The organism is Enterobacter cloacae complex sp. HYC042_NIDB (assembly GCF_056673315.1).
Genome location: NZ_CP109650.1, coordinates 2,797,005 through 2,823,663, shown reverse-complemented (window position 1 = coordinate 2,823,663; position 26,659 = coordinate 2,797,005). Strand labels below are relative to the sequence as shown.

The window sequence follows — 26,659 nt, the reverse complement described above, 5'->3', positions numbered from 1 at the left end:
AAAAGCCCGGCATTTGTGCCGGGTTTTTACTTTCACTCTTTCAGAAGATGTCCCATTTTAGCCGCCTTGGTATCGAGATAGTGGGCATTTTTCGGGTTGCGGCCGACAATCAGCGGTACACGCTCGACGATGTTGATCCCGGCTTCGGTGAGGATTTCCACCTTTTTGGGATTATTGGTCAGCAGGCGAACCTCGTCCACGCCCAGCAGCTTGAACATATCGGCGCAGAGGGTGAAATCACGTTCATCGGCGGCAAAACCGAGCTGGTGGTTGGCTTCCACCGTATCGTAGCCCTGGTCCTGCAGCGCATAAGCGCGGATTTTATTCAGCAGACCAATGTTACGACCTTCCTGACGGTGATAGAGCAGCACGCCGCGGCCTTCTTCGGCAATATGGGTAAGGGCAGCTTCGAGCTGGAAACCGCAATCACAGCGCAGGCTGAACAACGCGTCGCCGGTCAGACACTCCGAATGGACGCGGGACAGCACCGGCGTCTGCCCTGAAATGTCGCCGTAGACCAGCGCGACATGATCCTGTCCGGTTGCCAGTTCTTCAAACCCCACCATCAGGAAATCGCCCCATGGGGTTGGCAGTTTGGCTTCTGCCACACGTTTAAGCTGCATGTGATTCTCCAGAGTAGGCTGACACGTTTCGTGCCTTGCGCCTGTTTTGCTTTCTGTATTTGTCCATTTTGCCACAAGCTCAGCACGTTCGCCTAATGGGCGCCATGCTATATGAACGTTAAACGCACGATCCGACATATCCACCCATCGAATGAATTTCAGTTATGATTGTGAGGCTTAGCGAAAAAGGAGAAGACATGCTTTCAATCGCCAGACGTACGGCAGCAGGCGCGGCCATTTTACTGATTATGCCTTTGGCCGTGTGGGTCTCCGGCTGGATGTGGCAGCCGGGGCAGAATGCCACGTGGCTGAAAACGTTATACTGGGTAACGGAGACGGTCACGCAGCCGTGGGGAATTATTACCCACGTTATCCTCTGCGGCTGGTTCTTGTGGTGCCTGCGCTTTCGACTTCGCGCGGCGTTGATGCTCTTTGCTATCCTCGGTGGCGCGATCGTTATTGGACAGGGCGTGAAGTCCTGGGTGAAGGATCACGTTCAGGAGCCAAGACCTTTTGTCGTCTGGCTGGAAAAAGCGCACCATGTTCCGGTGGATGAGTTCTACAATTTAAAGCGTAAAGATCGCGGCGCGCTGGTGAAAGAACAGCTTTCAGAACAGGAAGATATTCCAAAGTTCCTGCGTAAGCACTGGCAAAAAGAGACGGGATTCGCGTTTCCTTCCGGCCATACGATGTTTGCAGCCAGTTGGGCGTTGCTGGGCGTTGGGCTGCTTTGGCCTCGACGTCGCACCATGACCATCGCGATTTTACTGGTTTGGGCGACAGGGGTGATGGGCAGCCGCTTGCTGCTGGGAATGCACTGGCCGCGGGATCTGGTGGTCGCTACGCTGATCTCCTGGATGCTGGTGACGCTGGCAACCTGGCTTGCAGAACGGTTCTGCGGCCCGCTCACGCCACCACCTGAAGAGAAAGAAGAGATCGCCGAAAGGGAGCAAAGCGATGCCTGACGGTTGATATTGTGCATTTTGCCCATAAATCCATGACGTGCGCGTTACTTTTTCCGTTTCGCGCCCGTCGCTAAAATGGTAGTTTATAAGGCTGATTGCGGTGAGTTGAACACACTTTATTCGCTTGAACCACATAACGGGAAGTAATGTGAAATATTTACTCATTTTCTTACTGGTATTGGCGATTTTTGTCATTTCAGTCACATTGGGTGCACAAAACGATCAACAGGTGACGTTTAACTATCTGCTGGCGCAGGGTGAGTATCGGGTCTCCAGCCTGCTGGCGGTCTTATTTGCTGCAGGCTTTGCCATCGGCTGGCTGGTTTGCGGTCTTTTCTGGTTGAAAGTTCGTGTTTCTCTTGCGCGCGCTGAACGTAAAATTAAACGACTTGAACAGCACATTGCGCCTGCGTCCGACATGCCGGAAAGTTCAGGTGTGCCGGTCGTGAAGGAATAATCGACTATGCTGGAGTTGTTGTTTCTGCTTTTGCCTGTAGCCGCAGCCTATGGCTGGTATATGGGCCGCAGAAGTGCGCAACAAACGAAACAGGATGAGGCTAACCGACTCTCCCGCGACTACGTTGCGGGGGTGAACTTCCTCCTGAGCAATCAGCAGGACAAAGCGGTAGACCTGTTCCTCGATATGCTGAAAGAGGATACGGGGACCGTCGAAGCCCACCTCACTCTCGGTAACCTGTTCCGCTCGCGCGGCGAGGTTGACCGCGCTATCCGTATCCACCAGACCTTGATGGAAAGCGCCTCCCTGACCTACGAACAACGTCTCCTGGCGGTACAACAGCTGGGCCGAGACTATATGGCCGCAGGGCTGTACGATCGCGCTGAAGATATGTTCACACAGCTGGTGGATGAAACGGATTTCCGTATCGGCGCGTTGCAGCAGTTACTGCAGATTTACCAGGCCACCAGCGACTGGCAGAAAGCCATTGATACGGCCGAACGTCTGGTGAAGCTGGGCAAAGACAAGCAGCGCGTTGAAATTGCGCATTTCTACTGCGAGCTTGCCCTTCAGCAGATGGGCAACGACGACATGGACAAAGCCATGGCGTTGCTGAAGAAAGGTGCCGCCGCAGACCGCAATAGCGCGCGTATCTCTATCATGATGGGGCGCGTTTTTATGGCCAGCGGCGACTACGCTAAAGCCGTTGAAAGCCTGATGCGGGTGATTGACCAGGACAAAGAGCTGGTCAGCGAAACGCTTGAAATGCTGCAAACCTGCTATCAGCAGCTGGACAAGCAGGAAGAGTGGGTGGCATTTCTGCGTCGTTGCGTGGAAGAGAATACCGGCGCGACCGCTGAGCTGATGCTCTCTGACGTGGTTGAGCAGTATGAGGGGAGCGACACCGCACAGGTTTATATTACCCGTCAGCTGCAGCGTCATCCCACGATGCGCGTATTCCACAAGCTGATGGACTACCATCTGAACGATGCGGAAGAAGGGCGCGCGAAAGAAAGCCTGATGGTACTGCGCGACATGGTTGGCGAGCAGGTGCGCAGCAAGCCGCGCTACCGTTGCCAGAAGTGTGGTTTTACCGCCTACACGCTCTACTGGCATTGTCCGTCCTGCCGGGCCTGGTCCACCATCAAGCCAATTCGCGGCCTGGATGGGCAGTAATTTTTTTAAAAGCCTTCATTTTAGTTACAACATACTGATGGCTTTTACCGCTTTCTCAACACCGTGCGGCTTGCTGGCCTGGCAGGGGCATAAATGGATTCTGTCAATTTGCGGCGACGGCAGGTAGAATGCAGGCCGTTTATCTGTTCCGCGCCGCTGCGCGCCCATAGACGAAAAGGGCTGGTCATGACGTCTGTTACTTCCTCCACTTCCCGCGTTATTACGGATTCTCCTGTTGTTGTTGCGCTTGATTACAATAAGCGTGACGCAGCGCTGGCCTTTGTCGACGGTATCGATCCTCGCGATTGTCGTCTGAAAGTTGGTAAAGAGATGTTCACGCTGTTTGGACCGCAAATCGTCCGCGATCTGCAGCAGCGTGGTTTCGATGTCTTCCTCGATCTCAAATTCCATGATATCCCGAACACCACGGCGCACGCGGTTGCCGCGGCTGCGGAACTGGGTGTATGGATGGTCAACGTCCACGCGTCGGGTGGGGCGAGAATGATGACAGCCGCTCGCGAAGCACTCCTGCCGTTCGGCAACGATGCGCCATTACTGATTGCGGTTACCGTGCTGACCAGCATGGATGACAGCGACTTGCGCGACCTCGGCGTGACGTTGTCACCGGCCGGGCATGCCGAACGTCTCGCGCGTCTGACGCAGAGCTGTGGTCTCGATGGCGTCGTTTGCTCCGCGCAGGAAGCGGTACGCTTTAAGTCAGAGTTGGGCAAAGATTTTAAACTGGTCACGCCAGGCATTCGTCCTGCTGGCAGCGACGTGGGCGATCAGCGACGCATTATGACGCCTGAGCAGGCGCTGGCAGCAGGCGTTGACTACATTGTTATCGGCCGGCCGGTGACGCAGTCTGCGAACCCGGCAGAGACGCTTAAGGCTATCAACGCATCACTGAAAAAGGGGGCGCAATGACTGATTCCAACAGTCGGCTGGTCTACTCGACGGAAAGCGGGCGCATAGACGAACCGAAAACGAAAGCAGAACGTCCGAAAGGTGACGGTATTGTTCGTATCCAGCGTCAGACCAGCGGGCGAAAAGGAAAGGGGGTCTGCCTGATCTCCGGGATTGATCTGGATGATGCGGAGCTGAACAAGCTGGCAGCAGAGTTGAAGAAAAAATGTGGCTGCGGCGGCGCCGTGAAGGACGGCATTATCGAAATTCAGGGTGATAAACGCGATTTAATTAAATCGCTCCTTGAAGCCAAAGGCATGAAAGTTAAACTGGCAGGCGGCTAAAATAAATAAGCCACGGCAAATGCCGTGGCTCGTGTTATATACGTGCGTTAGTCAGACCTGAAATGCGATGCTAAATCGCCTTAACGGGAAGGCTGATAGAATAATTATTTGCCAACCTGGTGACCGATAATACCACCGACAGCAGCGCCGCCTAATGTACCCAGCGTACTACCATCCGTTAATACTGCACCACCGAGCGCACCAGCACCGGCGCCAATTGCGGTGTTACGGTCACGTTTAGACCAGTTAGAGCACGCGCTCAGGGACATTGCTACAGTGATTGCCAGAACAGCGGCGGCTAATTTTTTGCTGGTTAAGGTCATAATACTTTCTCCTGAATTATCGATTCACGGAAAGATGTACACATTAAGTATAGTCAAAATGAATACTCAATTCTTTTTTCCGTGAAAGCTGGTCGCGCAGGCGTTACGTAATCACGCAGGTGATAGTCACTTCCTGTTATATCGCTAACATTAATTTTACGACTTTACGGCAGGTTAAACAGGTAAAAACTCTTAAAGGATGGATAGGAATCCTCTCAGACGAAGGGGGCATATGCGCCCGGAATACGGGCGCAAATGGACTCAGGCGGGCGTTTTAATAATATCGACAATGAGACCGTCATCTTCCAGTTTATTACGATGTTCGTCGCTTAACCTTTCGTCGGTAATTACGCGGCTAAAGCGTGAGGCTGGACCCATGGTGTAAGGATGGACGGCACCAAATTTAGAGCTGTCGGTCAGCACAATGGCTTCACACTCTTTTTCCAGAACGGCATTCACAACGTCAGATCGCATCATATCCCGGCCGGTGAAGCCTGTCTCCGGCTGCCAGCCGTCAATACCGATAAACGCCTTACTGAAATGAACCTGCTGGACATATTGCCGGGTTAGCGGGCCTACCATGCTCTCACTTTTTTTCTGGTAAATGCCGCCCAGCAAAATCACCTCACAGCGCGTCTCTTTGAGCAAATGGGCGATATAGCTGCTGACGGTGATGATGGTAACGTCTTTTTGTTCGGCAAGCGTACGTGCCAGAAGAGCGTTGCTGCTGCCGTTTTCAATAAAGACCGTCTCGCCAGGGTTTACCAGCGATGCGGCAAATTCTGCCAGTTCTCGTTTAAGCGCGTAGTTATTCATCATGCGCGTCTCAACGTCGTCGCTGTCCAGCGGCACGGCATAACCATGCGCACGGCGCAGGTAGCTCTGTTTTTCCAGCAGATTAAGATCCTGACGGATGGTCACTTCTGAAACGCCGGTGGTTTTAGCCAGCTCAACGACGCTTACGCGCCCCTGATCGATGACCATCTGCAAAATGAGTTGTTGTCGGGAATTCATAGCATCCAATTAATAAAGCGAAACGAGGTCTGAGACAGTGGGATTAGACTTCCCACGGCGCTTTAGGCTGTCGGTTTTCGGGGGCATTGTCAGCGCCATCCTGAGCGAGAAGTTCAGACTTCAGGATCTCGAGATTACGGATTGCAGAGTGATAATCACCCGCCACCAGGATATCCAGCACGGTATCAATACGTTGTGCTACAGCTTGTGGATCAATAGTAGACATCATCTCTCCCCAGGAGCGAAAAGTTAATAATTTCAATGATGCAGAAAATAGGTTCAAAAGAGAAGGGAAAAAACGCCATAACGAAATTACCTATACGAAAGTGAACCTCTGTATGATGTTAACGCTGTTGTCGCGCTTGATATCGTTTTAGCCAGCGCTCTAATGCGGCAGCGGGCATCGGCTTAGCGAAAAGAAAACCCTGCCGTTCGTTGACGCCGTTTTTGGTCAGAAAGGCATCCTCTTTTGCGTTCTCCACCCCTTCGGCAATCACCTGCAGGTTTAACGCCTGCGCCACTGCAACAATGGCGCGTACCAGAGACTGGGAGACAGAGTGCTTATGAATATCTCTGACAAAAGCCTGATCGAGTTTAATGGCATCAATAGGAAAACGCGCCAGCTGGGAAAGGGAGGAGTAGCCGGTACCGAAATCGTCCAGATGAATTTGTGCCCCGAGCCGACTGAATTGCTGGATCACCGAGAGCGCCAGCTCTTCGTTTTCGATAAGACAGCTTTCGGTTAATTCAACGTCGATAGGGCAGTACTCAAAATGCAGATCCTTAAGCGCCTGCTTTAGCTCGCTGAAAATCGTCTGGTCGGCCAGCTGACGCGCAGAGACGTTCACGGCCACGCGCAGGTTAATTCCCTTGTCACGCCATTTTGCCACCTGGCGAACCACATCAAGCATCACCCAGCGACCCAGCGGCACAATCAAACCGGACTCCTCGGCATAAGAGATAAATTCCAGAGGGGGGATAAGCCCGCGCTCGGGCGACTGCCAGCGGACCAGCGCTTCAAGGCTTCGGACTTCGCCGCGCCAGGTCATTTTCGGCTGGTAGTGGATCAGGAGCTGATCGTTATCCAGCGCTTTACGCAGGTTGGTGTCCAGCCACAGGTACTCAAACACGCGCTGGTTCATCTCGGGGGAGAAGACGCAGAATTTGCCACGGCCATTCTCCTTGGCGGTGTACATGGCGATGTCGGCATTGCGAATCACGCTTTCCCGATCGTTCCCGTGCTGCGGCGCGAGGGCGATCCCCAGGGAGCAACCGGTGTAAACCTCAATCAGACCGATTCGGAACGGCTGGCGCAGGCGGGTCAGAATACGCGACGCCATCGCTTCCAGCGAGCCCTGAGAGGTATTGGTGGCCATAACGATAAACTCATCGCCGCCGAGCCGCGCTAAAACCTGCCCTTCATCCAGACAACTCAGAAGGGCAAGTGCAACCGCCTGCAGGAGCTGATCGCCGAACATATGCCCGTAGGCATCGTTAACCTTTTTAAAGTTATCGAGGTCGAGGTAAACCACGCCAACCTGCGTATCGCCGCGGCTATTGATGGCGTCTGAAATCAGCTCATGGATCGCATTGCGGTTGGGCAGGCCGGTGATGGTATCGGTATTGGCCAGCACGCGCAGGCGTTCCTGTGCCCGTCGTTCTTCGGTAATGTCGGTCCCGGAGCAGATAAGGAAAATTTCATTTTTACCGCTGCCGCTGTGAACGAATTTATTTCTGAACAGAAACAAGCGTTGCCCTTTTCGCGTTTTAATCCAGCGTTCGACTTCGTAGGAGCTGCCGTTGCGAAAGAAACCCGCAATGTTGCGCTTCGAGGCTGCCGCTTCGCTGCGGCTCATGAACAGTTCAAACACGTTTTGACCAATGACTTCATGTTCTTTCAGACCGGTATACTCTTCGCTCAGGCGGTTAAAGCGCTGGATATTGCCGTTTTGATCGAGAATGACAATGACGGAATTCGCTTCAGAAACTACCTGTTCCGCAAAGGAGAGTCCCTGAGCCAGATCGCGTGCCACGGAGGGCGTATCGTTCCAGGCGGAAGCCGTTCCGGCCCAATCGTTTCGGGTGATTTTGCGTCCGACAAGATGGACGGGAACTTGCTCGCCGTAAAGAGAGAGGTTCAGGGAAATGCTGGTGGTCATTACCGTTAGCTGACGGATCTGTGCGGCCTGTTCATCATCCAGTACGATCTCCTGAGTCACGTCAGCATTTTCGCTGGCGGCAAGGTGCAGAGCGTTGCTGTCAGCCGACAATCGCCACCACGGGCTGTGAGTACCCATGTAACGAAACAGCAAATTTTGCTCAAGTTCGTCGATCATGATTTCTCCCGCCGCGACGCATTAGCGAACAAATTATTCATTAGTCGTCGACTTTTCCGTTGAAAATAGCGGCAAAGCCGCAGTGAAAGTATTGTTTTTCTGAGCTTTTTTATAATAAAACGCATCAGGCATATAAAAATGCTGAGCGTATAAAATCCACGTGCCCGAACAGGGCAGCACTCTTTAACTGTAGATAATTATGGCTATTTTGGGCGGGCTGGGGCGGAAAAAGTAAGAAAAATGATGCTTTTGCGAGGGGAAAGACAGGGAGAAAATTGTCGGCCTTTCTGAACGGAAATGACCGACAATTGAGCAGGTTATCAGGCGACAGGGCGCGCAATAATACTGCGGGTTTCCATGCGAACTTCAGCGATAGTTACATCAATCACGTCAGTGACTTTGTAAACCGTCTCGCCTTTAATTTGCACGGTGCCGCTTTCCTGACTGCAGACCAGTTCGTCACGAACGGCGTGCAGGAACGGGGCAGGGATAAAGGCGACCGCACCGTTATCCACCAGACGTACGCGCATTCCCCCGCGGCTGATATCAATAATTTCTGCCGCGAAGCGGGTATCGGTACCGGCTTTATCCTGCAGGAAGCGCGCGTATAGCCAGTCTCCAACGTCACGTTCCGCCATGCGGTTCAGACGGCGACGCTCGGCCATCTGTAGGGTCGTGTCGTCCTGAGGACGGGCAATGGTTTCGCCCTTAATAATCGCTTTCAGCAGGCGGTGGTTAACCATATCGCCATACTTACGGATCGGGGAGGTCCAGGTGGCGTAGGCTTCCAGACCGAGGCCAAAGTGCGGGCCTGGCTCGGTGCTGATTTCCGCGAAGGACTGGAAGCGGCGAATACGGCTATCCAGGAAACCGGACGGCTGAGCGTCCAGCTCGCGGCGAAGCTTGCAGAAGCCCGGCAGTGTCAGCACTTCTTCCGGATCAACATGCACATCGTGATTCTTCAGCAGGGCCGCGAGCGCTTCGGTATTGGCCGGATCGAATCCGGTATGAACGTTGTAAATACCGAAGCCCAGCCTGTCGCGCAGCACGCGCGCGGCACAGATGTTGGCGGAAATCATCGCTTCTTCGACGATGCGGTTAGCAATGCGTCGCGGCTCGGCCACGATATCCAGCACTTCGCCTTTTTCACCGAGAACAAAACGATAATCCGGACGATCTTTGAAGACCAGGGCGTGAGTCTTACGCCACTCGCCGCGGTTCAGGCAGATGCGGTGCAGCAGACGAATCTGTGCCGCGATAGCATCGGATTCAGGTTTCCAGCTGCCGGTGTTTTCCAGCCAGTCGGAGACATTGTCATAGGCCAGCTTGGCTTTGGATTCGATGGTGGCGGCAAAGAATTCGATATCGTCTTCAATCGTGCCATCTGCGGCAATGGTCATGCGGCAGGCGAGAACCGGGCGCACCTCATTTGGGCGCAGCGAGCAGAGGTCGTCAGACAGTTCGCGCGGCAGCATCGGGATGTTAAAGCCCGGCAGGTAGTTGGTGAACGCGCGGATTTTCGCCGTTTCGTCCAGCTTGCTGCCTTCCACAATCCAGGCGGTTGGATCGGCAATGGCGACGGTCAAATGCAGTTTGCCATCGGCGCTCTCTTCAGCGTAGAGCGCATCGTCCATATCTTCTGTGCTGGCGCTGTCGATGGTGACAAACTCCAGCGCGGTAAGATCGCGGCGCGCCAGGCCTTCATCCTGCATCTCAGTTGCCACGCCGTTCGGCGCTTCTTTTTCAAGATTATGGCGCGCCAGCGTGACCCACCACGGGACGAAATGGTCGTCGCCAAAGGTGATGAACTGGGTCAGTTCAGCATAGAAACCGCGGTCGCCTTTCAGAGGATGACGGCGCATTTCTGCCACGGCCCAGTCACCTTCTTTAAAATCATGCTCAACGCCGCGGGCGGCGCGGCAGGGAATGGCATCTTTCAGCAGGGGGTGATCCGGCACGACAGAAAGACGATCGTCCTTTCTCTGCACTTTGCCCACAAAGCGGGTCAGGAACGGCTCGATCAGTTCTTCCGGCTCGGCGGATTCACGTTCCTTCTCGGTATGGATGACGGCCATGACGCGATCGCCATGCATCACTTTCTTCATCTGCGGTGGCGGAATGAAGTAGCTTTTCTGCGCGTCAACTTCAAGGAAGCCAAAGCCCTTTTCCGTGGCTTTCACGACCCCTTCTGCACGCGGCGTCTGGGAATGCAGTTGCTGTTTAAGCTGCGCTAGCAGCGGGTTGTCCTGAAACATAATGTTCTATTTTCGTAGCCATTGAGCGGCTGACAGTTTTACGCGATTCTCACTGCTACAGCAAGCGCTCTTTGGGGAAAGAGTGTGGTTATTCCGCTTTGCCGGATGCGACTTTTAGTCGATTGAGCCAGCCCTCCAGCGCGCATTGGCTGAGCAGGTTGATCGCCTGAACGGCAGTAAGTCCTTCTTCCGTGAGCGGGGTAAATTGTGCGGCGCTGAAGCGGTCCGGCGAGCGTGTCAGCAATTCGGCTGCTGCCGAAAGCGCCGGAGGAGGCAGCGAAATCGTTTCCCGGCTGTTTATCAGGATCTCCCCCATCAGGTCGAGCAAGGTCGGTTCATGGCACAGGACCGGCGTCAGCGCCTCAAGCGTGGGCTCTGCCTGCCAGCGGGAGAGGGACTCAAGCTGATGCGCACTGGCATAGCGAAGCTCGACCACGGGCAGAAGCGAGATCCACGCGTCGGAGGACATTGGCAGGGTGTGCGGCTGGATATGATGGCCCGGCAGCCAGCGGACGGGATGGCCGAGCAGCGCCTGAAAGACGGCGACCACGCGCGCCTGAAAACCGATAAAGCCGATTATCTGGTTAATCACCACAACGTCATAGATAGACAGACCTACCTCATCAAGCTGGTTTCGCGCCTTATCATCAATGACGTCAGGTGAGCTGGCGAGCTGGCGGGCGTACTGCGTGATTTGCGCCAGCCGTCGGTTACTTTCGCGGGAGGAGTCAGGGCCCGGCAGCGGGGCGAGGAGGGCGGCGTAGTGGTTGCACAGCCGCTGAACGCCGCAGGCCTGCGCCACCGTCAGCGCGGTACTTAACCGATCGTAGGCGCTAAGCGTTCGCAGGCGGTTTACGGGAAGTGAGAGCGGGAACAGCAGGTGACATAAGGATCTGGCAGGAGCAAGCCAGCCGGTACAGGCGGCGACAATCTCATCTGGCAGGGCTAAATCGAGCAAAAAACGATCGTCGACGTTAGCGGCTTCGGGCACCAGGGGCAGCACATCCGGCTGCGCGTGGTTAGACTGGGTTTCGTGATACCAGTGGCCTTTGCCGGAAAAACGGCGTTGTTCCATGGGCGTTCCTTGATCTCAAAATGGCGATCAATATCCTGGCGTAAGGCAGATAAAGGGAAAAATATTGTTAGGTGATAACAAATAGCAGAACGGAATAACGAAGGGGAGTGCGGAGGGGGAAAGCTCTCTTCCCGTGCGGGAAGAGAGCCACAGCTTATTTAATTTCCAGCTCGTTCATTGCAGCGATGTTGAAGCCGCCGTCAACGTGAACCACTTCGCCGGAGATACCTGCGGAAAGGTCAGAGCACAGGAATGCAGCAGAGTTACCCACATCTTCAATGGTAACGGTACGACGAATCGGGGTAACCGCTTCGCAGTGTGCCAGCATTTTACGGAAATCTTTGATGCCGGACGCCGCCAGGGTGCGGATAGGGCCAGCAGAGATGGCGTTAACGCGCACGCCTTCTGGACCCATTGCGTTCGCCATGTAGCGGACGTTGGCTTCCAGAGATGCTTTCGCCAGGCCCATAACGTTGTAGTTAGGGATAGCACGCTCTGCGCCCAGGTAGGACAGGGTCAGCAGCGCTGCGCCCGGGTTCAGCATTGCGCGGCAAGATTTCGCCATTGCAACGAAGCTGTAGGAGCTGATGTCGTGCGCGATTTTAAAGCCATCACGGGTTACCGCGTTCACGTAGTCGCCGTCCAGCTGGTCGCCAGGAGCGAAGCCGATGGAGTGAACGAAACCGTCGAATTTCGGCCATGCTTTTGCCAGTTCAGCAAACATGCCGTCGATGCTTTCGTCTTGTGCAACGTCACATTCCAGAACAATGCTGGAACCCAGCTGCGCGGCAAACTCTTCAACACGGCCTTTCAGCTTGTCGTTCTGGTAGGTGAACGCCAGCTCAGCGCCTTCGCGATGCATTGCCTGTGCGATGCCGTATGCGATGGACAGTTTGCTGGCAACGCCAGTCACCAGAATGCGCTTACCGGAAAGAAAACCCATAGCTTTAATCCTTATATTCATTGCTTATTTTGCCTTGTAATTCATAGCGTTACAGGCAGTATTTCAAAATCATTCGAAATTAGCTCGAAATTATAGCCCACTCACGGCCCCTTGTGTCACGATATTTCTCGTCGATCTCCGAAGAGGAATGCCCCAAAAGGTGAGGCGCGGGCTGGCGGGGGCTCAAAATTTCAGCATTCGTCCAGTATATCACCCGGCAGCAGCTTCGCCTCATCCAACCAGCAAGGTTCCGCGATCCATCAGCGGTATTCACACTTTCCTGGCGTTCTCAACGAAACGCGCAACGACAATAAAGAATACCGGGACGAAAAAGATCGCGAGAAGCGTGCCGCTGATCATGCCGCCAAACACCCCGGTGCCGATAGCGTGCTGCGTGCTGTCACTCGCGCCACGCGCCAGCATCAGTGGCACCACGCCTAACGTAAAGGCTAACGATGTCATCAGAATAGGGCGCAGACGCTGGCTTGCGGCCTGTATTGTTGCCGCCAGCAGGGGTTGTCCTTCCCGGTGGAGCTGCCTTGCAAACTCGACAATCAGAATAGCGTTCTTGGCGGACAGGCCTATCAGGGTGATAAGGCCGACCTTAAAGAAAACATCATTCGTCATGCCCGCAACGGAGACGGCAACCACCGCACCGATAAGCCCCAGGGGAACGACCAGCATGACCGCAAAGGGAATTGACCAGCTCTCATACAGGGCGGCGAGCACCATGAACACGACCAGTATCGACAGAACGATCAGACCCGGGAGCTGAGATTCGGATTTTCTCTCCTGCAATGAGCTCCCGGCCCACTCGCCGGCCATCCCCTGCGGTAAATCCCGTGACAACGTCTCCATGGCCTTCATTGCAGTGCCGCTGGATTTGCCCGGGGCCGCACTGCCGGTAATGCGGATAGCAGAATATCCCTGATAACGCGTCAACTGCTGCGGCGCAACGTTCCAGGAAAGCGTCGCAAACGTAGATACTGGCACCATCTGCCCCATACGGTTTTTTACCGATAATTTCAGGATCTGCTCAGGCTGCATGCGGTAAGGGGCGTCGGCCTGAATAATGACCTGCTGAACGCGGCCCTTGTTCGTGTAATCATTAACGTAGTTCGACCCCATGGTGACCGAGAGCGTCTGGTTGATTTCATCAAATGAAACGCCCAGCGCTTCCGCTTTTTCCCGGTCAATCTGAAGGGCCAGGCTTGTTCCTTCCGGCAGACCGTCTATATACACGTCACTCAGTTCAGGACGTTGATTAGCTTTCATAACCAGCGCATCGGCCGCTCTCTTTAACGCCTCGTAGCCCAGTCCCGCCCTGTCCTGCACGTACCAGGTGAAGCCCGAGGAGGTGCCCATATCCGAAATGGCCGGCGGGAGAAGGCTCATCGTGACGGCATCAGAGACGTTAGTCATGCTGGCCTGTATATGGTCGGCTTCATTCTGTGCGGTCGTACCCTGCCGATCTTTCCAGTCCTTCAGCGTGGTGAAGGCCATGGCCGAATTCGGTCCCGAGCCTGAAAACCCAAATCCCAGAATCATAATGTTGCTTTCAATATCCGGCCGGGCCGCAATTTCCTCTTCAAATTTTTTAACCACTCTCAGGGTGCGCTGCATTGTGGCATCGGAAGGCAGCTGAATTGAGGACATAAAATAGCCCTGATCTTCATCCGGAAGAAAGGACGAGGGCAGCGAAGAAAGCCCCAAACATAGGGCAGCACATAGCGCAACGTACAACAGCAGCATACGCCCGGTACGTCTCAGCACCGAGCCCAGCCCGGATTCGTACCACGTCGTGAGGGTACGAAAGCGGGCGTTAAACCCTGCCGCGAACCTGCCACCAACGTGCTTTGCTGCGCTGTGAGGCTTAAGTAGCGTCGCGCATAGCGCGGGGGTAAGCGTGAGGGCAAGAAATGCCGACAACAGTATGGAGACCGCCATGGAAATACAAAATTGTCGATAAATAATCCCGACGGATCCTTCGGCGAAACCCATGGGAATAAAGACGGCGGTAAGCACCAGCGTGATCCCGATAATTGCCGGCGTGATTTCATTCATGGCCTCCCGGGTCGCGTCGCGCGGAGAGAGTTGTTTTTCTTCCATCAGGCGCTCGACGTTCTCCACGACCACAATAGCGTCATCTACGATAATCCCTATCGCCAGAACCATGCCGAACATGGTCAGAATATTGATGGAGTATCCACTCAATAGCATCACCGTGAAGGTGCCAAGCAGTGCGACGGGGGCAACAATCGCCGGGATAAGCGTACAGCGTATCTTATGCAGAAATAGCAGCATTACGAGAAAGACCAGAACCATCGCTTCCACAAAGGTCTGCACCACCTTCATGATGGAGAGCTTCACAAAAGGCGCGGTATCGAAGGGAACCGTAAACGTCATTCCTTCCGGCAACACCTGAGAAAGTTCGTCGATGCGTGCGCGTACGCCTGCAGCCGTGCTCATCGCATTGGCGCCAGGCGATAGCTGGACTGCCGCAGCCGTTGCGGGAACCCCATTTTCGCGGATACCGAAAGCGTAGCTTTGCAGGCCGGACTCAATGCGCGCGACGTCGGACAGCTTCAGCCTTGCGCCGGACGCCTCTGATTTCAGAGTAATATTCCTGAAAGCCTCTACGGAAGTGAGTTGCCCCTTCACGGTGATCGGATACGTTACGCCTTGCCCTTCAGATGCCGGTTCATCTCCCGTTTTGCCGGGCGAAACCAGGGCATTTTGCTGGCCAACGGCGGTAAGCACATCGCTCACCGAAAGTCCGTAGCTATGAAGCTTCATCGGGTCCAGCCAGATGCGCAGCGCTTTTTCGCCACCAAACAGCTGAATTTTCCCTACTCCAGGTACGCGGCGAAGCTCGTCGCTGACATGCCGGGCAAAGTAATCGCTTAAATCGGCTTCCTCAAATTTACCGGTTGTGGACTTCAGCCCCACCATCATTAAAAAACCGGAATTGGCCGCCTCGACGTTGATGCCATTTTGCCTGACCGCCTGTGGCAAACGCGGCTCCACAATTTTAATCTGGTTCTGAAGGTCCATCTGCGCCAGCTTGATGTCCGTGCCGGGCTTAAACGTCACGGTAATAGACGCAGAACCGGTTGTGTCACTGGATGATTCGAAGTAAAGCAAATTATCGACGCCAGATATTTCGCGCTCAAGTAACGACACCACCGACGTATTCATAATATCGGGGCTGGCACCCGGGTAGGTGACAGAAATAATAATCCCAGGCGGTGCCACCGCCGGATACTGCGCAACCGGCAGCCGGGGGATAGACAATACACCCGCCAGGACGATAAAAAGCGCCACGACCCAGGCGAAAATGGGACGTTCAATAAAGAAATGAGGCATTAATTTAACTTCCAGATACGTGACTATTTCAGTGAGTTATTTTGTTCAAGATGGTGTGATAGAGAGTCTACAACTCGCCTGTTTAGCGGACATGGGCGGTTTATGGAGAGAGTGTGGAGCGAAACAACACGGTTGTTTAAATCATTCTCACGATGAGGTACAACGGTGAACCGCCAAAAAAGAGAATTAAATAACACTCATAGTAAAACACCAAATCGTTAAAATCTGGCGTAGCGTTCAGCAGCACAGTGAACGTAATAATGAGATAAACAAAAATCACCATTAGCCAGAAGGCGATGAGAAGTAATTCAGTGAACGCGCCTGCTTTGTTTTGTATTATCAGAGAGACAACCGACAAGGCAATGCAGCCATAGATCATGGGGGAAGAGAGTAGCGTTGCGGCGACTTTCTCATCCATTATATGCATCAATACCAGCCAGGTATAAAGTAATCCCCACGATAGCAGCAGGAAGAGAGAAAATATGCCGATTTTTTTAGGAGAGAAGTATTTCGAAAGTTCCATGTTCATTATCTCAGCCAAATTCAGAAAGCCTTTAAGCGACAGGGGTATTTACCACGTTAAACGAAAGACGGTTTAACTCCGAATAACTATTGTGGACTGACATTGTCGAGTCTTTATTGACTGAATGTGTAGGCTGTATGGAGAAATTGCCGGGCACTTAAATTAATTCAGGAAATTTTCGCGGCCACGGCACTTTTTCCCGGAGCCTGTGTCTTATTGTGCTAAAGATATCTGATAGCGTGCTCAAAGGGATTTCACCCGCGGAGATAAAATGAACAAAAATACTCTAATCCTTGTTGTTGAAGATGAAAACGAAATTGCCGATATACTGATGAGTTACTTAGAGCGTTCTGGGATGAAAACGCTGAGAGCCCGGCAGGGCGAGCAGGCGATAGCGCTTAATCGGCTCCATAAACCGGATCTTATATTGCTGGATATCCATCTGCCCGTATGCGATGGCTGGAGCGTACTCACGACGCTCCGTCAGGAAAGTTCTGTGCCCGTCATTATGGTGTCCGCACTCGATCAGGACGTGGATAAGCTGATGGGGCTTAGGCTTGGCGCGGATGATTACGTCATCAAACCTTTCAACCCTTCCGAAGTGGTCGCGCGGGTTGAAGCCGTGCTGCGCAGAACCAGACCCGCTCTTCAGCAGGCGGGTGCCGTGCCTCTCAGGACGCCTTTTATTACGGTCTACCCGGACGATTTCTACGTTGAGGTCACCGTGGGCGAAGAGGTAGTCTCCCCAGTATTAACGACGACGGAATTTAAACTTCTTACTTACCTGGTGAGATACCCGCGAAAGGTCTGTTCCCGGGAAGAGTTACTTAACGCGTGTCTGCCTGAAGGCGATACGCTCGACAGAACGGTAGACAGCCATATGAGCAAGCTGCGTAAAAAGCTGGAGCTTGCAGGCCTTTATGGCGTCCCTGAGAGCATCAGGGGGATGGGCTATCGACTCGGGGAGAAAAAATGAACAGAGATTCTGTCCTGAGTCGGCAGATCTTAACGTATATGCTGCTGCTGACGTTTATGATCATTGCCATTGCGGTACTGGGCTCCTGGTTTTTTTACTCTTTTATTCTCGATCACCTCCCCGGCGGTGCCGTTGAGGGCGATGACGAGCAAATGACGATGTGGGACTGGGTGTGGATCGGGACCGCGACAACAATCAGTCTAATAATCGCGATATTTTTAACGATAAAACTTTCTTCACGAATACTCACCCCGTTAAATGCGGTAGCGTCCAGCCTGAGAAAAATTTCTCAGGGCCAGCTGGATGCCCGTGCTTATTGCGCCAGCTCCCGTCTGGGAGAGGTCAATCATCTGGTCACGGATTTCAATGAAATGGCGGAAAAACTCCAGACGCTGGATATTCAGAGGAAATCCTGGAACGCCGCGATTGCCCATGAGCTGAGAACCCCGGTCACGATTTTACGCGGGCGGCTTCAGGGGCTGGTTGACGGCGTTTTTGAGCCGGATCCGCTGCTTTTTAATAATCTTCTCAAGCAGACTGAGGGGTTAACCCGTTTGATTGAAGATCTTCGGGTGATCAGCTCTGACGGCGGGGCGGGTTATACGCTGTATAAATCCAGAACGGACCTCAAAGGCACAATCCAGGATGCGCTTGATACTTTCATGCCCGAGTTCAAGCACAATCAGTTTGTAATTAAAACAGAGTTGAGGGAACAGCGATGCGTGTTCGATCCGTTGCGCATTAATCAGTGTCTGGCCGTTCTGTTTGACAACGCATTACATTATTCAACTTCGCGGAAACTCATCGTAAAAAATGGCGTCTCTGATAAAGGCAATTATATCCTTATTGAGGATGGCGGGCCGGGCATCCCCAGGGAATTTCATGATTTCTTATTTCAACCCTTCCAGCGGGATAATGGTGCCAGAGATGTGAATCCTGAAGGATGTGGTTTAGGCTTATCGGTGGTAAAAGCCATCATGCTGGCTCATGGTGGCGATGTAACGTATACCTTATCGAAGCAAAACCACTCCCTGTTCAAACTGACCTGGCCCGATGCCTGAGCCCTGGCGGCAGGTCAGCCTGGCCTGCCCGCCGATAGCGGCAACTGCCATATATCGCCTAACTTTGTATCCCATTCCAGAGGGGTAATTCGCAATTTGCCCCGTTTTGGGCTTAAGGTTATTTCACTGAAGTAAATTTCATCGCTTTTCAACATGAGGTCAACGCGGCAGTAGTCAAGACCCTTCGCCAGCTCCTGAGAGGCCAGCAGAGCCTCACGGAACAATTTCGGCTCGCCGGGCGCGACCGGCGTATTAGGATATTCCATCTGGAAGGGCTGTAAATTCCAGTGTCGGTCGTAAACGTTGATAAACTCTCTGCCGAGGTCATCCGTAAAATCGGCCTCAACATAGTGTGCGACGCCGTGAAAACAGTGAATTCTCAGCATTTCCGGCGTGCTGTTCCTGTCCGCATTATTGAAAAGATCGACATAGGGCTCACACAGTATAACGGGTGTAATATTTTTGTACTGCCACTCGCGCGTGGTGTAATACAAATTCTTCTTTAATGCGAGAGTGAGCTTTTTTCGGGCCTGCCGGTAATTGAACTGGTTTTTGTTTGTACAGATTATTGTGCTTCCACTGTCATGATTGCACTTAAGGACGAATTGATCGGGCAGTGTTGAAAAATCGATATGCGAAAACCTGCGGTATACACCAATCAAAGGCACCGCTTTTACTCGTGTTGTTCTGGACGCAACGTATTCGCGGACGGCGAGTTTATCGGCAAGCATTGTGTAGAGATTATTATGGTCATAGACCAGGCGATGACATATTTTTTCACTCAACGTAGTGGGTGATTTAATGTCAGGGGTTATGCCTGATGTCTTTTTGAGTTTTGCAGTGTGAAAATTGAGGTCCGTCATGAAATATGAACGGCATTTTCTGATGAGATACTCCGTATATTTTAGAACATATGTGGTGGTGTTCATTTCTTCTCCTCCGTAATGTTCCGTTATTCTGGAGAAGAACTATTGCTGGATATTGCTTAAAATATGGAGCAGGGATGGAGACAAAAAAATAAAAGGATTAAATAGCGCACGCAGGCTATTTAATCCTTATTTGAGCGGAGCAATCCGTGTTTACCGCCGCGCTTAACGGTCTTTTCTCCACGCATCGGCGGTCAATGCTTCACCGAAATGCCCGGCAATCAGCCTTTTCGTCAGCTCATGAAGCGGGGAGGCCATCACATCCGCCGTGCTGCCGCGCTCGACGACTTCCCCCTGGTGCATGACCATTACCTGATCGCTGATGTGCTTCATCATCCCCAGATGCTGGGTGACGTAGATGTAGGAGATACCCTGCTTTTCCTGTAATTCGAGCATCAGGTTAATCAGCTGCGAACGCATCGACATATCCAGCGAGGCAAGCGCTTCGTCTGCAACGATCACTTTCGGGCGCAGAATCAACGCGCGGGCCAGACCCAGACGCTGTTTCTGACCGGGGGCCAGCATATGCGGGTAGTAGCTTTCGTGATCCGGTAACAGCCCAACCATACGCAGCGTTTCGAAGATACGCTTGCGGCGCGCCTCTGGCTCCAGTTCGGTATTCAGACGCAGAGGGAAATCAAGGATCTGCGAAATGCGCTGGCGTGGATTAAGTGAGGTAGACGGATCCTGGAAGATCATGCGGATGCGCTGGCTGCGGAAAGAGTAATCGCCAAACTGCAGAGGATGATCGTCAATCAACACTTCTCCAGCAGTGGGCTCGACCATGCCGGCAAGCATTTTCGCCAGCGTGGATTTGCCGGAGCCGTTTTCGCCGATGATCGCCAGCGTCTGTTTTTCACGCAGGGTAAAACTCAGCGGTTTAACCGCTTCGACAGTCTGACGATGAAACAGCCCCGTGCGATAGCGAAAGGTCTTACTCAGATTGCGGACTTCCAGCAAGGTTTCGACCATTTCACTCTCTCTCCATGTTCAGCGGGAAATGACAGGCGTAAAGATGATTTTTGGCGCCGGTCAGGCGCGGCGTTTCGATACATTTACGCTGAGCATACGGACAACGCGGCCCCAGACGACAGCCTATCGGCAACGATTCCAGCAGCGGAATCGCTCCGGGTAGGGTATTCAGACGGCTCTTGTGCGGCATGGCGCTGCCAAAATCAGGAATGGCGCGGATAAGCGCCTGCGTATATGGATGGTGCGGCGCGGCGATCAGCTCCTCACTCGGGGCAGTTTCGACCGTTTGCCCGCAGTACATCACGTCAATTTTATCCGCCCATTTGCTGAGCATTTGCAGGTCATGGCTGATCAGCAAAATGGTGGTGTTATTGTTCTGGTTCAGGCGCGACAGCAGGCGGAAAATTTGTGCCTGGGTGGTCGGCTCCATCGCGTTGGTGGGTTCATCCGCAATCAGCAAACGCGGCTGATTAGCCAGGGCGATGGCAATCATCACCTTCTGGCATTCACCGTCGGTCAGCTCATACGGGAAGCTGCGCATCGCGTCTTTATGGTCTTTGATCCCGACGCGGTGTAATAGCTCAATGGCGCGGCGCTTGCGCCAGCCGAAACGCTGCCACCAGCGGCCTTTATAGGTCCAGCCGGGAATGTTCTGCATCAGCTGTTTGCCTACGCGCTCGGACGGATCGAGGCAGGACTGTGGCTCCTGGAAAATCATCGAGACGTTATGGCCGACCAGCTTGCGACGCTCGCGCGGAGAGAGGCGCAGCAGGTCTATATCGTCGAACCGCATGCGGTCGGCGGTCACGCGCCAGTTGTCTTTCGCCACGCCGCAGATCGCTTTGGCGATCAGGCTTTTTCCCGAACCAGATTCACCCACCAGCCCGCGAATCTCGCCCTCGGCGAGAGTAATGCTGATGCGATCGACGGCTTTAACCCAGCCTTCACCGGTTTTGAATTCAATGGTGAGGTTGCGAATATCAAGAAGCGGCATTATTGCACCCCCGCGTTAATTGCACGGCGAATACCATCGCCCAGCAGGTTGATCAGCAACACGCTTACCATAATCGCCGCCCCCGGCAGCATAACCGTCCACGGCGCCACGTAGATCAATTCCAGCGCGTCACCGAGCATTGCACCCCATTCAGGAGACGGCAGCTGCGCGCCGAGGTCGAGGAACCCGAGCGCAGCGATGTCCAGAATCGCCATCGACAGCGCGCGGGTGATCTCGGTGACCAGCCCGGCGGCGATGTTTGGCAGAACGGCAAACCACAGAATATTGAAGGTCGTCGCGCCGTCCAGACGGGCCGCAACGACATACTCTTTTTCCAGCTCGTCATGCACCATGCTGTAAACCGAACGCACGATGCGGGGGAGGATAGCCAGCCAGACGGCGAACATGGCATGCGACAGATGCGGACCGGCAAAGGCAACCACAATGATTGCCAGCAGCAGAGACGGAATCGACAGCAGCGTGTCCAGAATGTGGTTCAGCACCGCCGAGCGCAGGCCATGCGTGGAGCCCGCGAAAATACCGAGCGCCAGTCCACAGAGCGTCGCCGCGAGCGTCACGACAAACGCGCCGCCCACCGTCGGGGCAGCCCCGCTTAACAGACGGCTCAATACGTCGCGTCCGAGATCGTCAGTGCCGAGGAAGAATGAGACTTCGCCGTAGCGTGACCAGGAAGGCGGTAGCAGCTGATAGCCAAGGAACTGCTGATCAATGCCATAAGGCGCAAACCACGAACCAAAGAGGCAAAGCAATACCAGACCGGCGCAGCCATAAAGGCCGATCATTGCCGTGGTGTCATCATAGAACTTTCGCCACACGGTACGCAGCGCACCGGGCGTGCGCTTTTCACTGTAAACGTTATCGTAAGGCATACCATTCCTTATGCTTCAATGGGTTAGCCATCGCACCCAAAATATCGGACAACACGTTAACAATAATGACCAGCGAACCAATCACCATCACACCCGCTGAGATAGCAGCATAATCCTGCTGACGGATGGCGTTAATCAGCCAGCGTCCCAGCCCGGGCCAGCTAAAGACCATCTCGGTGATCATGGCCAGCGTAAGCATGGTGGAAAACTGCAGCCCCAGGCGCGGAATTACCGGCGGCAGAGCGTTGTGCAGGACGTTGCGGCGCAATATGGTCAGGCGCGACAATCCGCGCGTGGCGGCAGCTTTGACATAGTTCTGCTCAAACACCTCGATGGTGCTCAGGCGCATCAGGCGGATCACCTCGGTTGTCGGCGCAACCGCCAGCGTCAGCACCGGCAGTACCATATGACGCAGGGCGCTGACGATCATCTCATGGCGCCAGACGGAATCGGACAGCCAGGCGTCAATGATGGCAAAACCCGTTACCGTTTTAACCGTATAGAGCAGGTCAAAACGGCCAGAGACCGGTAGCCAACCCATCGTCAGCGAGAAGAACAGCGTCAGCAGCAGCGCCAGCCAGAATACCGGGATAGAGAAGCCGAGCAGGGCAAGGGCGCTGATAAACTTATCCTGCCATTTGTTGCGGTAGATCCCGGCCAGCATGCCCACGGGAATACCTACCATCAGGGCAAAGCCGAAGGCCAGAATGCACAGCTCCATCGTGGCCGGGAACACCTCCTTCAGCTGCTCGGAGATAAGCTGCCCGTTGATGCTCGACACGCCGAAATCCCAGTGCAGCAGACCGTTAAACCAGAACAGCCAGGCATCCCACAGCGATGAGCCCTGTAGCGGGGCGTGCGGCGTGAAATAGCTCAGGCTGAAGCCGACAAAGTTCAGGAAAAAGAGCGTCACCAGCAGTAAAAGGAGCCGACGCAAGGTAAAAATAATCATGGTTTTTTCACCTCTTGTTCTTTTTCACGCGATACGCCGGCGAACGAGGCGTTGCCGAACGGGCTCAGCACCAGGCCTTTAATATCATAGCGGTAGGCCTGAAGGCGCAGGGAAGAGGCCAGCGGAAGCACGGGCAGTTCCTGAGCGAGTATCTTTTGCGCTTCATCGTAAGCGTCAATGCGCGAAGCCAGCTGTTGGGAAGAGAGCGCTTTTTGCAGCACGGCGTCGAACTCCCGGTTACACCAGTGGGCGTAGTTGGTCTGCGAATTTATCGCAGCACAGCTCAGCAGCGGCCGGAAGAAGCTGTCCGGATCGTTACTGTCGGTAGCCCAGCCTGTCAGGGTGAGGTCGTGATTCATATCCATCAGGCGCGCCTCCTGGAAACGGCCCTCAACCGGAACGATGATCACCTTGACGCCCACCTGCGCCATATCCGCCTGCAGCAGTTCAGCGGTTTTCAGCGGGCTCGGGTTCCACGCCTGGGAGCTGGTGGGCACCCAAAGCTGGAGCGTCAGGTTTTCCGCGCCCAGCGCTTTCAGTTGTTCACGCGCTTTTGCCGGATTGTATTCCGTAATTTTAGCCTCACCGTCGTAGGCCCACGAGGCGCGCGGTAAAATTGAGGCGGCGGTTTCCGCCGTGCCGTAGTAAATCGACTGCATCAGACGCTGGTTGTTGATCGCCAGCGCCAGAGCGTGACGTACGGCAGGGTTGTTCAGCGGCGGCTTATCGGTGTTAAAGGCCAGATAAGCGATGTTCATCCCCGGGCGTAACGTCAGACGCAGACGCGGATCGTCGCGCAAAATGGTGAGCTGGCTGGCAGCGGGCCAGGCGAGCACGTCGCATTCCCCGGTGAGCAGTTTCGAGAGCCGTCCCGTTCCGCCAGACCCGAGATCGACCACCACCTGCGGCATCAGCGGCGTACCGCGCCAGAAATGTTCGTGGCGCTGCAGGCGAATATATTGCCCCGCGCGGTATTCGGCCAACTGGAATGGACCAGTACCGACCGGCTGGCGGTCGAGCAGCTCCTGACGATCTTTTTTCGTCAGCTTCGCCGCGTATTCGGCGGACATAACGGACGCATAGTGGGTCGCCAGGTGCCAGAGGAAGGAGGCATCCGGGCGCGTCAGCGTAAATTCAACCGTCCGGCTGTCCAGCTTGCGCACGCTTTTAACGGTGTCGGCAAACTGTAGGCTGTCGAAATAGGGGAAATTATCCCCGTTAACGTTATGCCACGGGTGGTTACGGTTAAAGATACGCTGGAAGGTGAAGACCACGTCATCCGCGTTCAGCTTGCGCGTAGGGGTAAACCACGGCGTACGCTGAAACGCGACATCATCGCGCAGGCGAAAACGGTAGGTTGCACCGTTATCCAGGACTTCCCAGCTTTCCGCAAGTTCAGGCACCAGGCGATAGGTGTACGGGTCGACATCAAGCAGACGGTCGTAAAGCTGCGCGGCGAGCGTATCCACAATCAGGCCGCTGCCCGCTTTTTGCGGGTTGAAGGTGTCCACCTGGCCACTTACGCAATAGACGAAGCCGCTGTCACGAATGTCAGGCTGCGTAGACTGCCCGGGCGCAGCAAACGCCAGGCCGCTGAACAGACCGAGTGCAAAAAAGGACGATAAAACCAGACGCATAATTTTTAAGGTTTTTAGGTTCGATCTGCAAAGTGTATCGCACTTACGCCTGCTTCGTAAAAATGTCTGCGGGTAAGTGCCGATATTGTCAGCGCATTTGATGTTTTTTAAGCAATGCCCGTAACTGATGGTAGGTCAGGCCCAGGAGTTCGGCCGCGCGTTTCTGGTTATATTTCGCCGCCTTCAGGCTTTGCTCCAGCAGCTGTTGCTCCTGCTCGTGCTGGAACTGGCGCAAATCAAGGGGCAGCGCGGGAGTATCGCCTGACGATGACGGGGAGGAAACCGGCGGCGCATTGCGCTGAAAAGGATCGATAATGATATTGTCCAGCTCCGTCTCGCTGCTGCCGTGGCGGTAAACAGAACGCTCCACAACGTTCTTCAGTTCGCGGATATTTCCCGGCCAGCGGTAGGCCAGAAGCGTCTCCCGCGCATGATCGCTGAAGCCGGGGAAAAGAGGGAGACCGAGCTCGCGGCACATCTGAATCGCAAATTGTTGAGCAAGCAGCATGATGTCGCTTCTCCTGTCGCGCAGGGGCGGAAGCTGAACGACGTCAAAGGCCAGGCGGTCAAGCAGATCGGCACGGAATTTCTCCTCCGCGACCATATCCGGCAGATTGGCGTTGGTGGCGCAGACCAGGCGCACGTTAACCTGCAGCGGCTGGCTGCCGCCGACGCGCTCCAGTTCACCATACTCAATCACGCGTAGCAGCTTTTCCTGCACCAGCATCGGCGCGGTGGCGAGTTCATCAAGGAACAGGGTGCCGCCGTCGGCGCGCTCAAAACGTCCCGGATGGCGCTTCTGAGCGCCGGTAAACGCGCCCGCCTCGTGGCCGAACAGCTCGGTATCGAGCAGGTTTTCATTCAGCGCCGCACAGTTTAGAGAAATGAAGGGGCCGTCCCAGCGTCCGGATAAATAGTGCAGACGGTTAGCAATCAGTTCCTTACCCGTGCCGCGCTCGCCGATAATGAGTACCGGTTTGTTGAGCGGCGCAAGGCGAGAAACCTGTTCCAGTACCTCAAGAAAGCTGTTGGCTTCGCCGAGTAAGTTATCTTTGTATTGAGCCATGATGAAATTAACCACTCCTTAGCGATATTCACCAGGTCAGCATAGTTCTGTGCTGAATAAAAATCAATCACGCCGTGTAAAATCAATAAGATAAAAAACTGGCACGGGAATTGTATTGTCAGTACGGCAGGGCATAGCCCGATAACAGAACTATGAGGATTTGATTATGGGTATTTTTTCTCGTTTTGCCGACATCGTGAACGCCAACATCAACTCACTGCTGGAGAAAGCAGAAGATCCGCAGAAGCTGGTGCGCCTGATGATTCAGGAGATGGAAGACACGCTGGTTGAAGTGCGTTCTACCTCCGCCCGTGCGCTGGCTGAGAAAAAACAGTTAACGCGCCGTATTGAGCAGGCCACCGCTCAGCTCAATGAATGGCAGGAAAAGGCGGAACTCGCCCTGCGCAAAGATAAAGAAGATCTTGCTCGCGCAGCGTTAATTGAAAAGCAGAAGCTGGCGGACATGATCGCTACGCTGGAGCATGAAGTCACGCTGGTGGAAGACACGCTCACCCGCATGAAAAAAGAGATTGGTGAGCTCGAAAATAAACTGAGCGAAACCCGCGCGCGTCAGCAGGCGCTGACCCTGCGTCATCAGGCGGCAAGCTCTTCCCGCGACGTGCGTCGTCAGCTGGACAGTGGCAAGCTGGATGAGGCCATGGCGCGTTTTGAGTCATTCGAGCGTCGTATCGACCAGATGGAAGCGGAAGCAGAGAGCCACGGCATCGGTAAGCAAAAGTCGCTGGATCAACAGTTTGCCGATCTGAAAGCGGACGATGAAATCAGCGAGCAGCTGGCGGCATTGAAAGCCAAAATGAAGCAAGATAACCAATAATAATGTTGCGGCACCTGAGCGTGCCGCTAAGCATCCGACGACAA

The 26,659-nt window shown here is 54.2% G+C and carries 25 protein-coding genes; 8 read left to right on the top strand and 17 right to left on the bottom strand.

All coding sequences use genetic code 11. The features are described 5' to 3' along the window. Positions 1–32 precede the first annotated feature (32 nt). A complete protein-coding gene (ribA, locus tag OKF39_RS13585; protein WP_028013401.1) occupies positions 33–623 on the bottom strand; it encodes a GTP cyclohydrolase II in 591 nt (196 codons plus the stop codon). A 197-nt stretch (positions 624–820) separates the two neighbouring features. On the opposite strand from ribA, the gene pgpB reads away from it, so the two are divergent. The 5 genes from pgpB (at position 821) to yciH (ending at position 4,471) form a co-directional block, all read left to right on the top strand. After that, a complete protein-coding gene (pgpB, locus tag OKF39_RS13580) occupies positions 821–1,588 on the top strand; it encodes a phosphatidylglycerophosphatase B (protein ID WP_028013400.1) in 768 nt (255 codons plus the stop codon). 148 nt (positions 1,589–1,736) lie between these two features. Beyond that, positions 1,737–2,045, top strand: coding sequence for a LapA family protein (locus OKF39_RS13575; RefSeq protein ID WP_028013399.1), 309 nt, complete (start codon positions 1,737–1,739; stop codon positions 2,043–2,045). A gap of 6 nt (positions 2,046–2,051) precedes the next feature. Then, positions 2,052–3,221, top strand: coding sequence for a lipopolysaccharide assembly protein LapB (lapB, locus tag OKF39_RS13570; RefSeq protein ID WP_041909646.1), 1,170 nt, complete (start codon positions 2,052–2,054; stop codon positions 3,219–3,221). A gap of 186 nt (positions 3,222–3,407) precedes the next feature. Continuing rightward, positions 3,408–4,148: an orotidine-5'-phosphate decarboxylase gene (gene pyrF, locus OKF39_RS13565; protein ID WP_248214504.1), complete on the top strand. Its 741-nt coding sequence runs from the start codon at positions 3,408–3,410 to the stop codon at positions 4,146–4,148. Continuing rightward, positions 4,145–4,471, top strand: a complete 327-nt coding sequence (yciH, locus tag OKF39_RS13560; RefSeq protein ID WP_045630534.1) for a stress response translation initiation inhibitor YciH — start codon at positions 4,145–4,147, stop codon at positions 4,469–4,471. The genes pyrF and yciH overlap by 4 nt, the downstream gene beginning before the upstream one ends. Before the next feature lie 104 nt (positions 4,472–4,575). On the opposite strand, the gene osmB is transcribed toward yciH, so the two are convergent. From osmB to crrC, 9 genes are all read right to left on the bottom strand, one after another. Continuing rightward, positions 4,576–4,794, bottom strand: coding sequence for an osmotically-inducible lipoprotein OsmB (osmB, locus tag OKF39_RS13555; protein ID WP_008501216.1), 219 nt, complete (start codon positions 4,792–4,794; stop codon positions 4,576–4,578). A 261-nt stretch (positions 4,795–5,055) separates the two neighbouring features. Then, on the bottom strand, positions 5,056–5,808 hold the full coding sequence (yciT, locus tag OKF39_RS13550; protein WP_041909650.1) for a DNA-binding transcriptional regulator YciT: 753 nt from the start codon (positions 5,806–5,808) through the stop codon (positions 5,056–5,058). Between the two features lie 43 nt (positions 5,809–5,851). After that, entirely contained in the window at positions 5,852–6,034 is a 183-nt protein-coding gene (locus OKF39_RS13545; protein WP_041909652.1) for a YciZ family protein, read from the bottom strand. 118 nt (positions 6,035–6,152) lie between these two features. After that, positions 6,153–8,144, bottom strand: a complete 1,992-nt coding sequence (pdeR, locus tag OKF39_RS13540; protein WP_479983046.1) for a cyclic di-GMP phosphodiesterase — start codon at positions 8,142–8,144, stop codon at positions 6,153–6,155. A gap of 320 nt (positions 8,145–8,464) precedes the next feature. Further along, positions 8,465–10,399 carry an exoribonuclease II gene (locus tag OKF39_RS13535; protein ID WP_045260657.1) on the bottom strand — a complete coding sequence of 645 codons (1,935 nt, stop codon included), beginning with the start codon at positions 10,397–10,399 and terminating at the stop codon, positions 8,465–8,467. Between the two features lie 88 nt (positions 10,400–10,487). Beyond that, positions 10,488–11,474 carry a CMD domain-containing protein gene (locus tag OKF39_RS13530; protein ID WP_479983045.1) on the bottom strand — a complete coding sequence of 329 codons (987 nt, stop codon included), beginning with the start codon at positions 11,472–11,474 and terminating at the stop codon, positions 10,488–10,490. Positions 11,475–11,628: 154 nt separating this feature from the next. Next, complete coding sequence (gene fabI, locus OKF39_RS13525; RefSeq protein WP_003856831.1) at positions 11,629–12,417, bottom strand: enoyl-ACP reductase FabI; 789 nt, start codon at positions 12,415–12,417, stop codon at positions 11,629–11,631. Between the two features lie 270 nt (positions 12,418–12,687). Continuing rightward, positions 12,688–15,783: a multidrug efflux RND transporter permease subunit gene (locus OKF39_RS13520; RefSeq protein ID WP_479983044.1), complete on the bottom strand. Its 3,096-nt coding sequence runs from the start codon at positions 15,781–15,783 to the stop codon at positions 12,688–12,690. A gap of 136 nt (positions 15,784–15,919) precedes the next feature. After that, a complete protein-coding gene (gene crrC / locus OKF39_RS13515; protein ID WP_080472180.1) occupies positions 15,920–16,312 on the bottom strand; it encodes a colistin resistant protein CrrC in 393 nt (130 codons plus the stop codon). 265 nt (positions 16,313–16,577) lie between these two features. Here crrC and OKF39_RS13510 point away from each other — a divergent pair, with 265 nt between their 5' ends. Further along, positions 16,578–17,282: a response regulator gene (locus OKF39_RS13510; protein ID WP_028013388.1), complete on the top strand. Its 705-nt coding sequence runs from the start codon at positions 16,578–16,580 to the stop codon at positions 17,280–17,282. Further along, positions 17,279–18,343 carry an ATP-binding protein gene (locus tag OKF39_RS13505; RefSeq protein ID WP_048959144.1) on the top strand — a complete coding sequence of 355 codons (1,065 nt, stop codon included), beginning with the start codon at positions 17,279–17,281 and terminating at the stop codon, positions 18,341–18,343. Before OKF39_RS13510 ends, OKF39_RS13505 begins: the two co-directional genes overlap by 4 nt. 14 nt (positions 18,344–18,357) lie before the next feature. On the opposite strand, the gene OKF39_RS13500 is transcribed toward OKF39_RS13505, so the two are convergent. The 7 genes from OKF39_RS13500 to pspF all read right to left on the bottom strand — a co-directional run bounded on the left by OKF39_RS13500 (position 18,358) and on the right by pspF (position 25,795). Then, positions 18,358–19,272, bottom strand: a complete 915-nt coding sequence (locus tag OKF39_RS13500) for an ATP-grasp fold amidoligase family protein (protein WP_047368691.1) — start codon at positions 19,270–19,272, stop codon at positions 18,358–18,360. Positions 19,273–19,434: 162 nt separating this feature from the next. Then, positions 19,435–20,241 carry a putrescine export ABC transporter ATP-binding protein SapF gene (gene sapF / locus OKF39_RS13495; protein WP_028013385.1) on the bottom strand — a complete coding sequence of 269 codons (807 nt, stop codon included), beginning with the start codon at positions 20,239–20,241 and terminating at the stop codon, positions 19,435–19,437. A 1-nt stretch (position 20,242) separates the two neighbouring features. Next, a complete protein-coding gene (sapD, locus tag OKF39_RS13490) occupies positions 20,243–21,235 on the bottom strand; it encodes a putrescine export ABC transporter ATP-binding protein SapD (RefSeq protein ID WP_028013384.1) in 993 nt (330 codons plus the stop codon). Further along, on the bottom strand, positions 21,235–22,125 hold the full coding sequence (gene sapC, locus OKF39_RS13485) for a putrescine export ABC transporter permease SapC (RefSeq protein WP_479983043.1): 891 nt from the start codon (positions 22,123–22,125) through the stop codon (positions 21,235–21,237). Before sapC ends, sapD begins: the two co-directional genes overlap by 1 nt. Continuing rightward, positions 22,112–23,077 (bottom strand): putrescine export ABC transporter permease SapB, encoded by a 966-nt coding sequence (gene sapB, locus OKF39_RS13480; RefSeq protein WP_041909670.1) that lies wholly within the window; start codon positions 23,075–23,077, stop codon positions 22,112–22,114. The genes sapC and sapB overlap by 14 nt, the downstream gene beginning before the upstream one ends. Beyond that, positions 23,074–24,714, bottom strand: coding sequence for an ABC transporter substrate-binding protein SapA (gene sapA, locus OKF39_RS13475; protein ID WP_028013381.1), 1,641 nt, complete (start codon positions 24,712–24,714; stop codon positions 23,074–23,076). Before sapA ends, sapB begins: the two co-directional genes overlap by 4 nt. A gap of 88 nt (positions 24,715–24,802) precedes the next feature. Beyond that, positions 24,803–25,795 carry a phage shock protein operon transcriptional activator gene (gene pspF, locus OKF39_RS13470; RefSeq protein ID WP_162269366.1) on the bottom strand — a complete coding sequence of 331 codons (993 nt, stop codon included), beginning with the start codon at positions 25,793–25,795 and terminating at the stop codon, positions 24,803–24,805. A 151-nt stretch (positions 25,796–25,946) separates the two neighbouring features. Between pspF and pspA the strand changes: the two genes are divergently transcribed. Then, the gene (gene pspA, locus OKF39_RS13465; RefSeq protein ID WP_028013379.1) at positions 25,947–26,615 is read left to right on the top strand and encodes a phage shock protein PspA; all 669 of its coding nucleotides are present in this window, start codon (positions 25,947–25,949) and stop codon (positions 26,613–26,615) included. Positions 26,616–26,659: the final 44 nt, after the last annotated feature.

What these genes read in the sequence shown, in the direction of transcription:
- OKF39_RS13500 (WP_047368691.1), bottom strand. Translation starts at nt 19,272, where the DNA reads ATGAACACCACCACATATGTTCTAAAATATACGGAGTATCTCATCAGA.
- OKF39_RS13530 (WP_479983045.1), bottom strand. Translation starts at nt 11,474, where the DNA reads ATGGAACAACGCCGTTTTTCCGGCAAAGGCCACTGGTATCACGAAACC.
- OKF39_RS13545 (WP_041909652.1), bottom strand. Translation starts at nt 6,034, where the DNA reads ATGTCTACTATTGATCCACAAGCTGTAGCACAACGTATTGATACCGTG.
- OKF39_RS13505 (WP_048959144.1), top strand. Translation starts at nt 17,279, where the DNA reads ATGAACAGAGATTCTGTCCTGAGTCGGCAGATCTTAACGTATATGCTG.
- fabI (WP_003856831.1), bottom strand. Translation starts at nt 12,417, where the DNA reads ATGGGTTTTCTTTCCGGTAAGCGCATTCTGGTGACTGGCGTTGCCAGC.
- OKF39_RS13520 (WP_479983044.1), bottom strand. Translation starts at nt 15,783, where the DNA reads ATGCCTCATTTCTTTATTGAACGTCCCATTTTCGCCTGGGTCGTGGCG.
- sapD (WP_028013384.1), bottom strand. Translation starts at nt 21,235, where the DNA reads ATGCCGCTTCTTGATATTCGCAACCTCACCATTGAATTCAAAACCGGT.
- sapB (WP_041909670.1), bottom strand. Translation starts at nt 23,077, where the DNA reads ATGATTATTTTTACCTTGCGTCGGCTCCTTTTACTGCTGGTGACGCTC.
- pdeR (WP_479983046.1), bottom strand. Translation starts at nt 8,144, where the DNA reads ATGATCGACGAACTTGAGCAAAATTTGCTGTTTCGTTACATGGGTACT.
- pspA (WP_028013379.1), top strand. Translation starts at nt 25,947, where the DNA reads ATGGGTATTTTTTCTCGTTTTGCCGACATCGTGAACGCCAACATCAAC.
- sapF (WP_028013385.1), bottom strand. Translation starts at nt 20,241, where the DNA reads ATGGTCGAAACCTTGCTGGAAGTCCGCAATCTGAGTAAGACCTTTCGC.
- pgpB (WP_028013400.1), top strand. Translation starts at nt 821, where the DNA reads ATGCTTTCAATCGCCAGACGTACGGCAGCAGGCGCGGCCATTTTACTG.
- OKF39_RS13535 (WP_045260657.1), bottom strand. Translation starts at nt 10,399, where the DNA reads ATGTTTCAGGACAACCCGCTGCTAGCGCAGCTTAAACAGCAACTGCAT.
- osmB (WP_008501216.1), bottom strand. Translation starts at nt 4,794, where the DNA reads ATGACCTTAACCAGCAAAAAATTAGCCGCCGCTGTTCTGGCAATCACT.
- lapB (WP_041909646.1), top strand. Translation starts at nt 2,052, where the DNA reads ATGCTGGAGTTGTTGTTTCTGCTTTTGCCTGTAGCCGCAGCCTATGGC.
- crrC (WP_080472180.1), bottom strand. Translation starts at nt 16,312, where the DNA reads ATGAACATGGAACTTTCGAAATACTTCTCTCCTAAAAAAATCGGCATA.
- OKF39_RS13510 (WP_028013388.1), top strand. Translation starts at nt 16,578, where the DNA reads ATGAACAAAAATACTCTAATCCTTGTTGTTGAAGATGAAAACGAAATT.
- sapA (WP_028013381.1), bottom strand. Translation starts at nt 24,714, where the DNA reads ATGCGTCTGGTTTTATCGTCCTTTTTTGCACTCGGTCTGTTCAGCGGC.
- ribA (WP_028013401.1), bottom strand. Translation starts at nt 623, where the DNA reads ATGCAGCTTAAACGTGTGGCAGAAGCCAAACTGCCAACCCCATGGGGC.
- sapC (WP_479983043.1), bottom strand. Translation starts at nt 22,125, where the DNA reads ATGCCTTACGATAACGTTTACAGTGAAAAGCGCACGCCCGGTGCGCTG.
- yciT (WP_041909650.1), bottom strand. Translation starts at nt 5,808, where the DNA reads ATGAATTCCCGACAACAACTCATTTTGCAGATGGTCATCGATCAGGGG.
- pyrF (WP_248214504.1), top strand. Translation starts at nt 3,408, where the DNA reads ATGACGTCTGTTACTTCCTCCACTTCCCGCGTTATTACGGATTCTCCT.
- yciH (WP_045630534.1), top strand. Translation starts at nt 4,145, where the DNA reads ATGACTGATTCCAACAGTCGGCTGGTCTACTCGACGGAAAGCGGGCGC.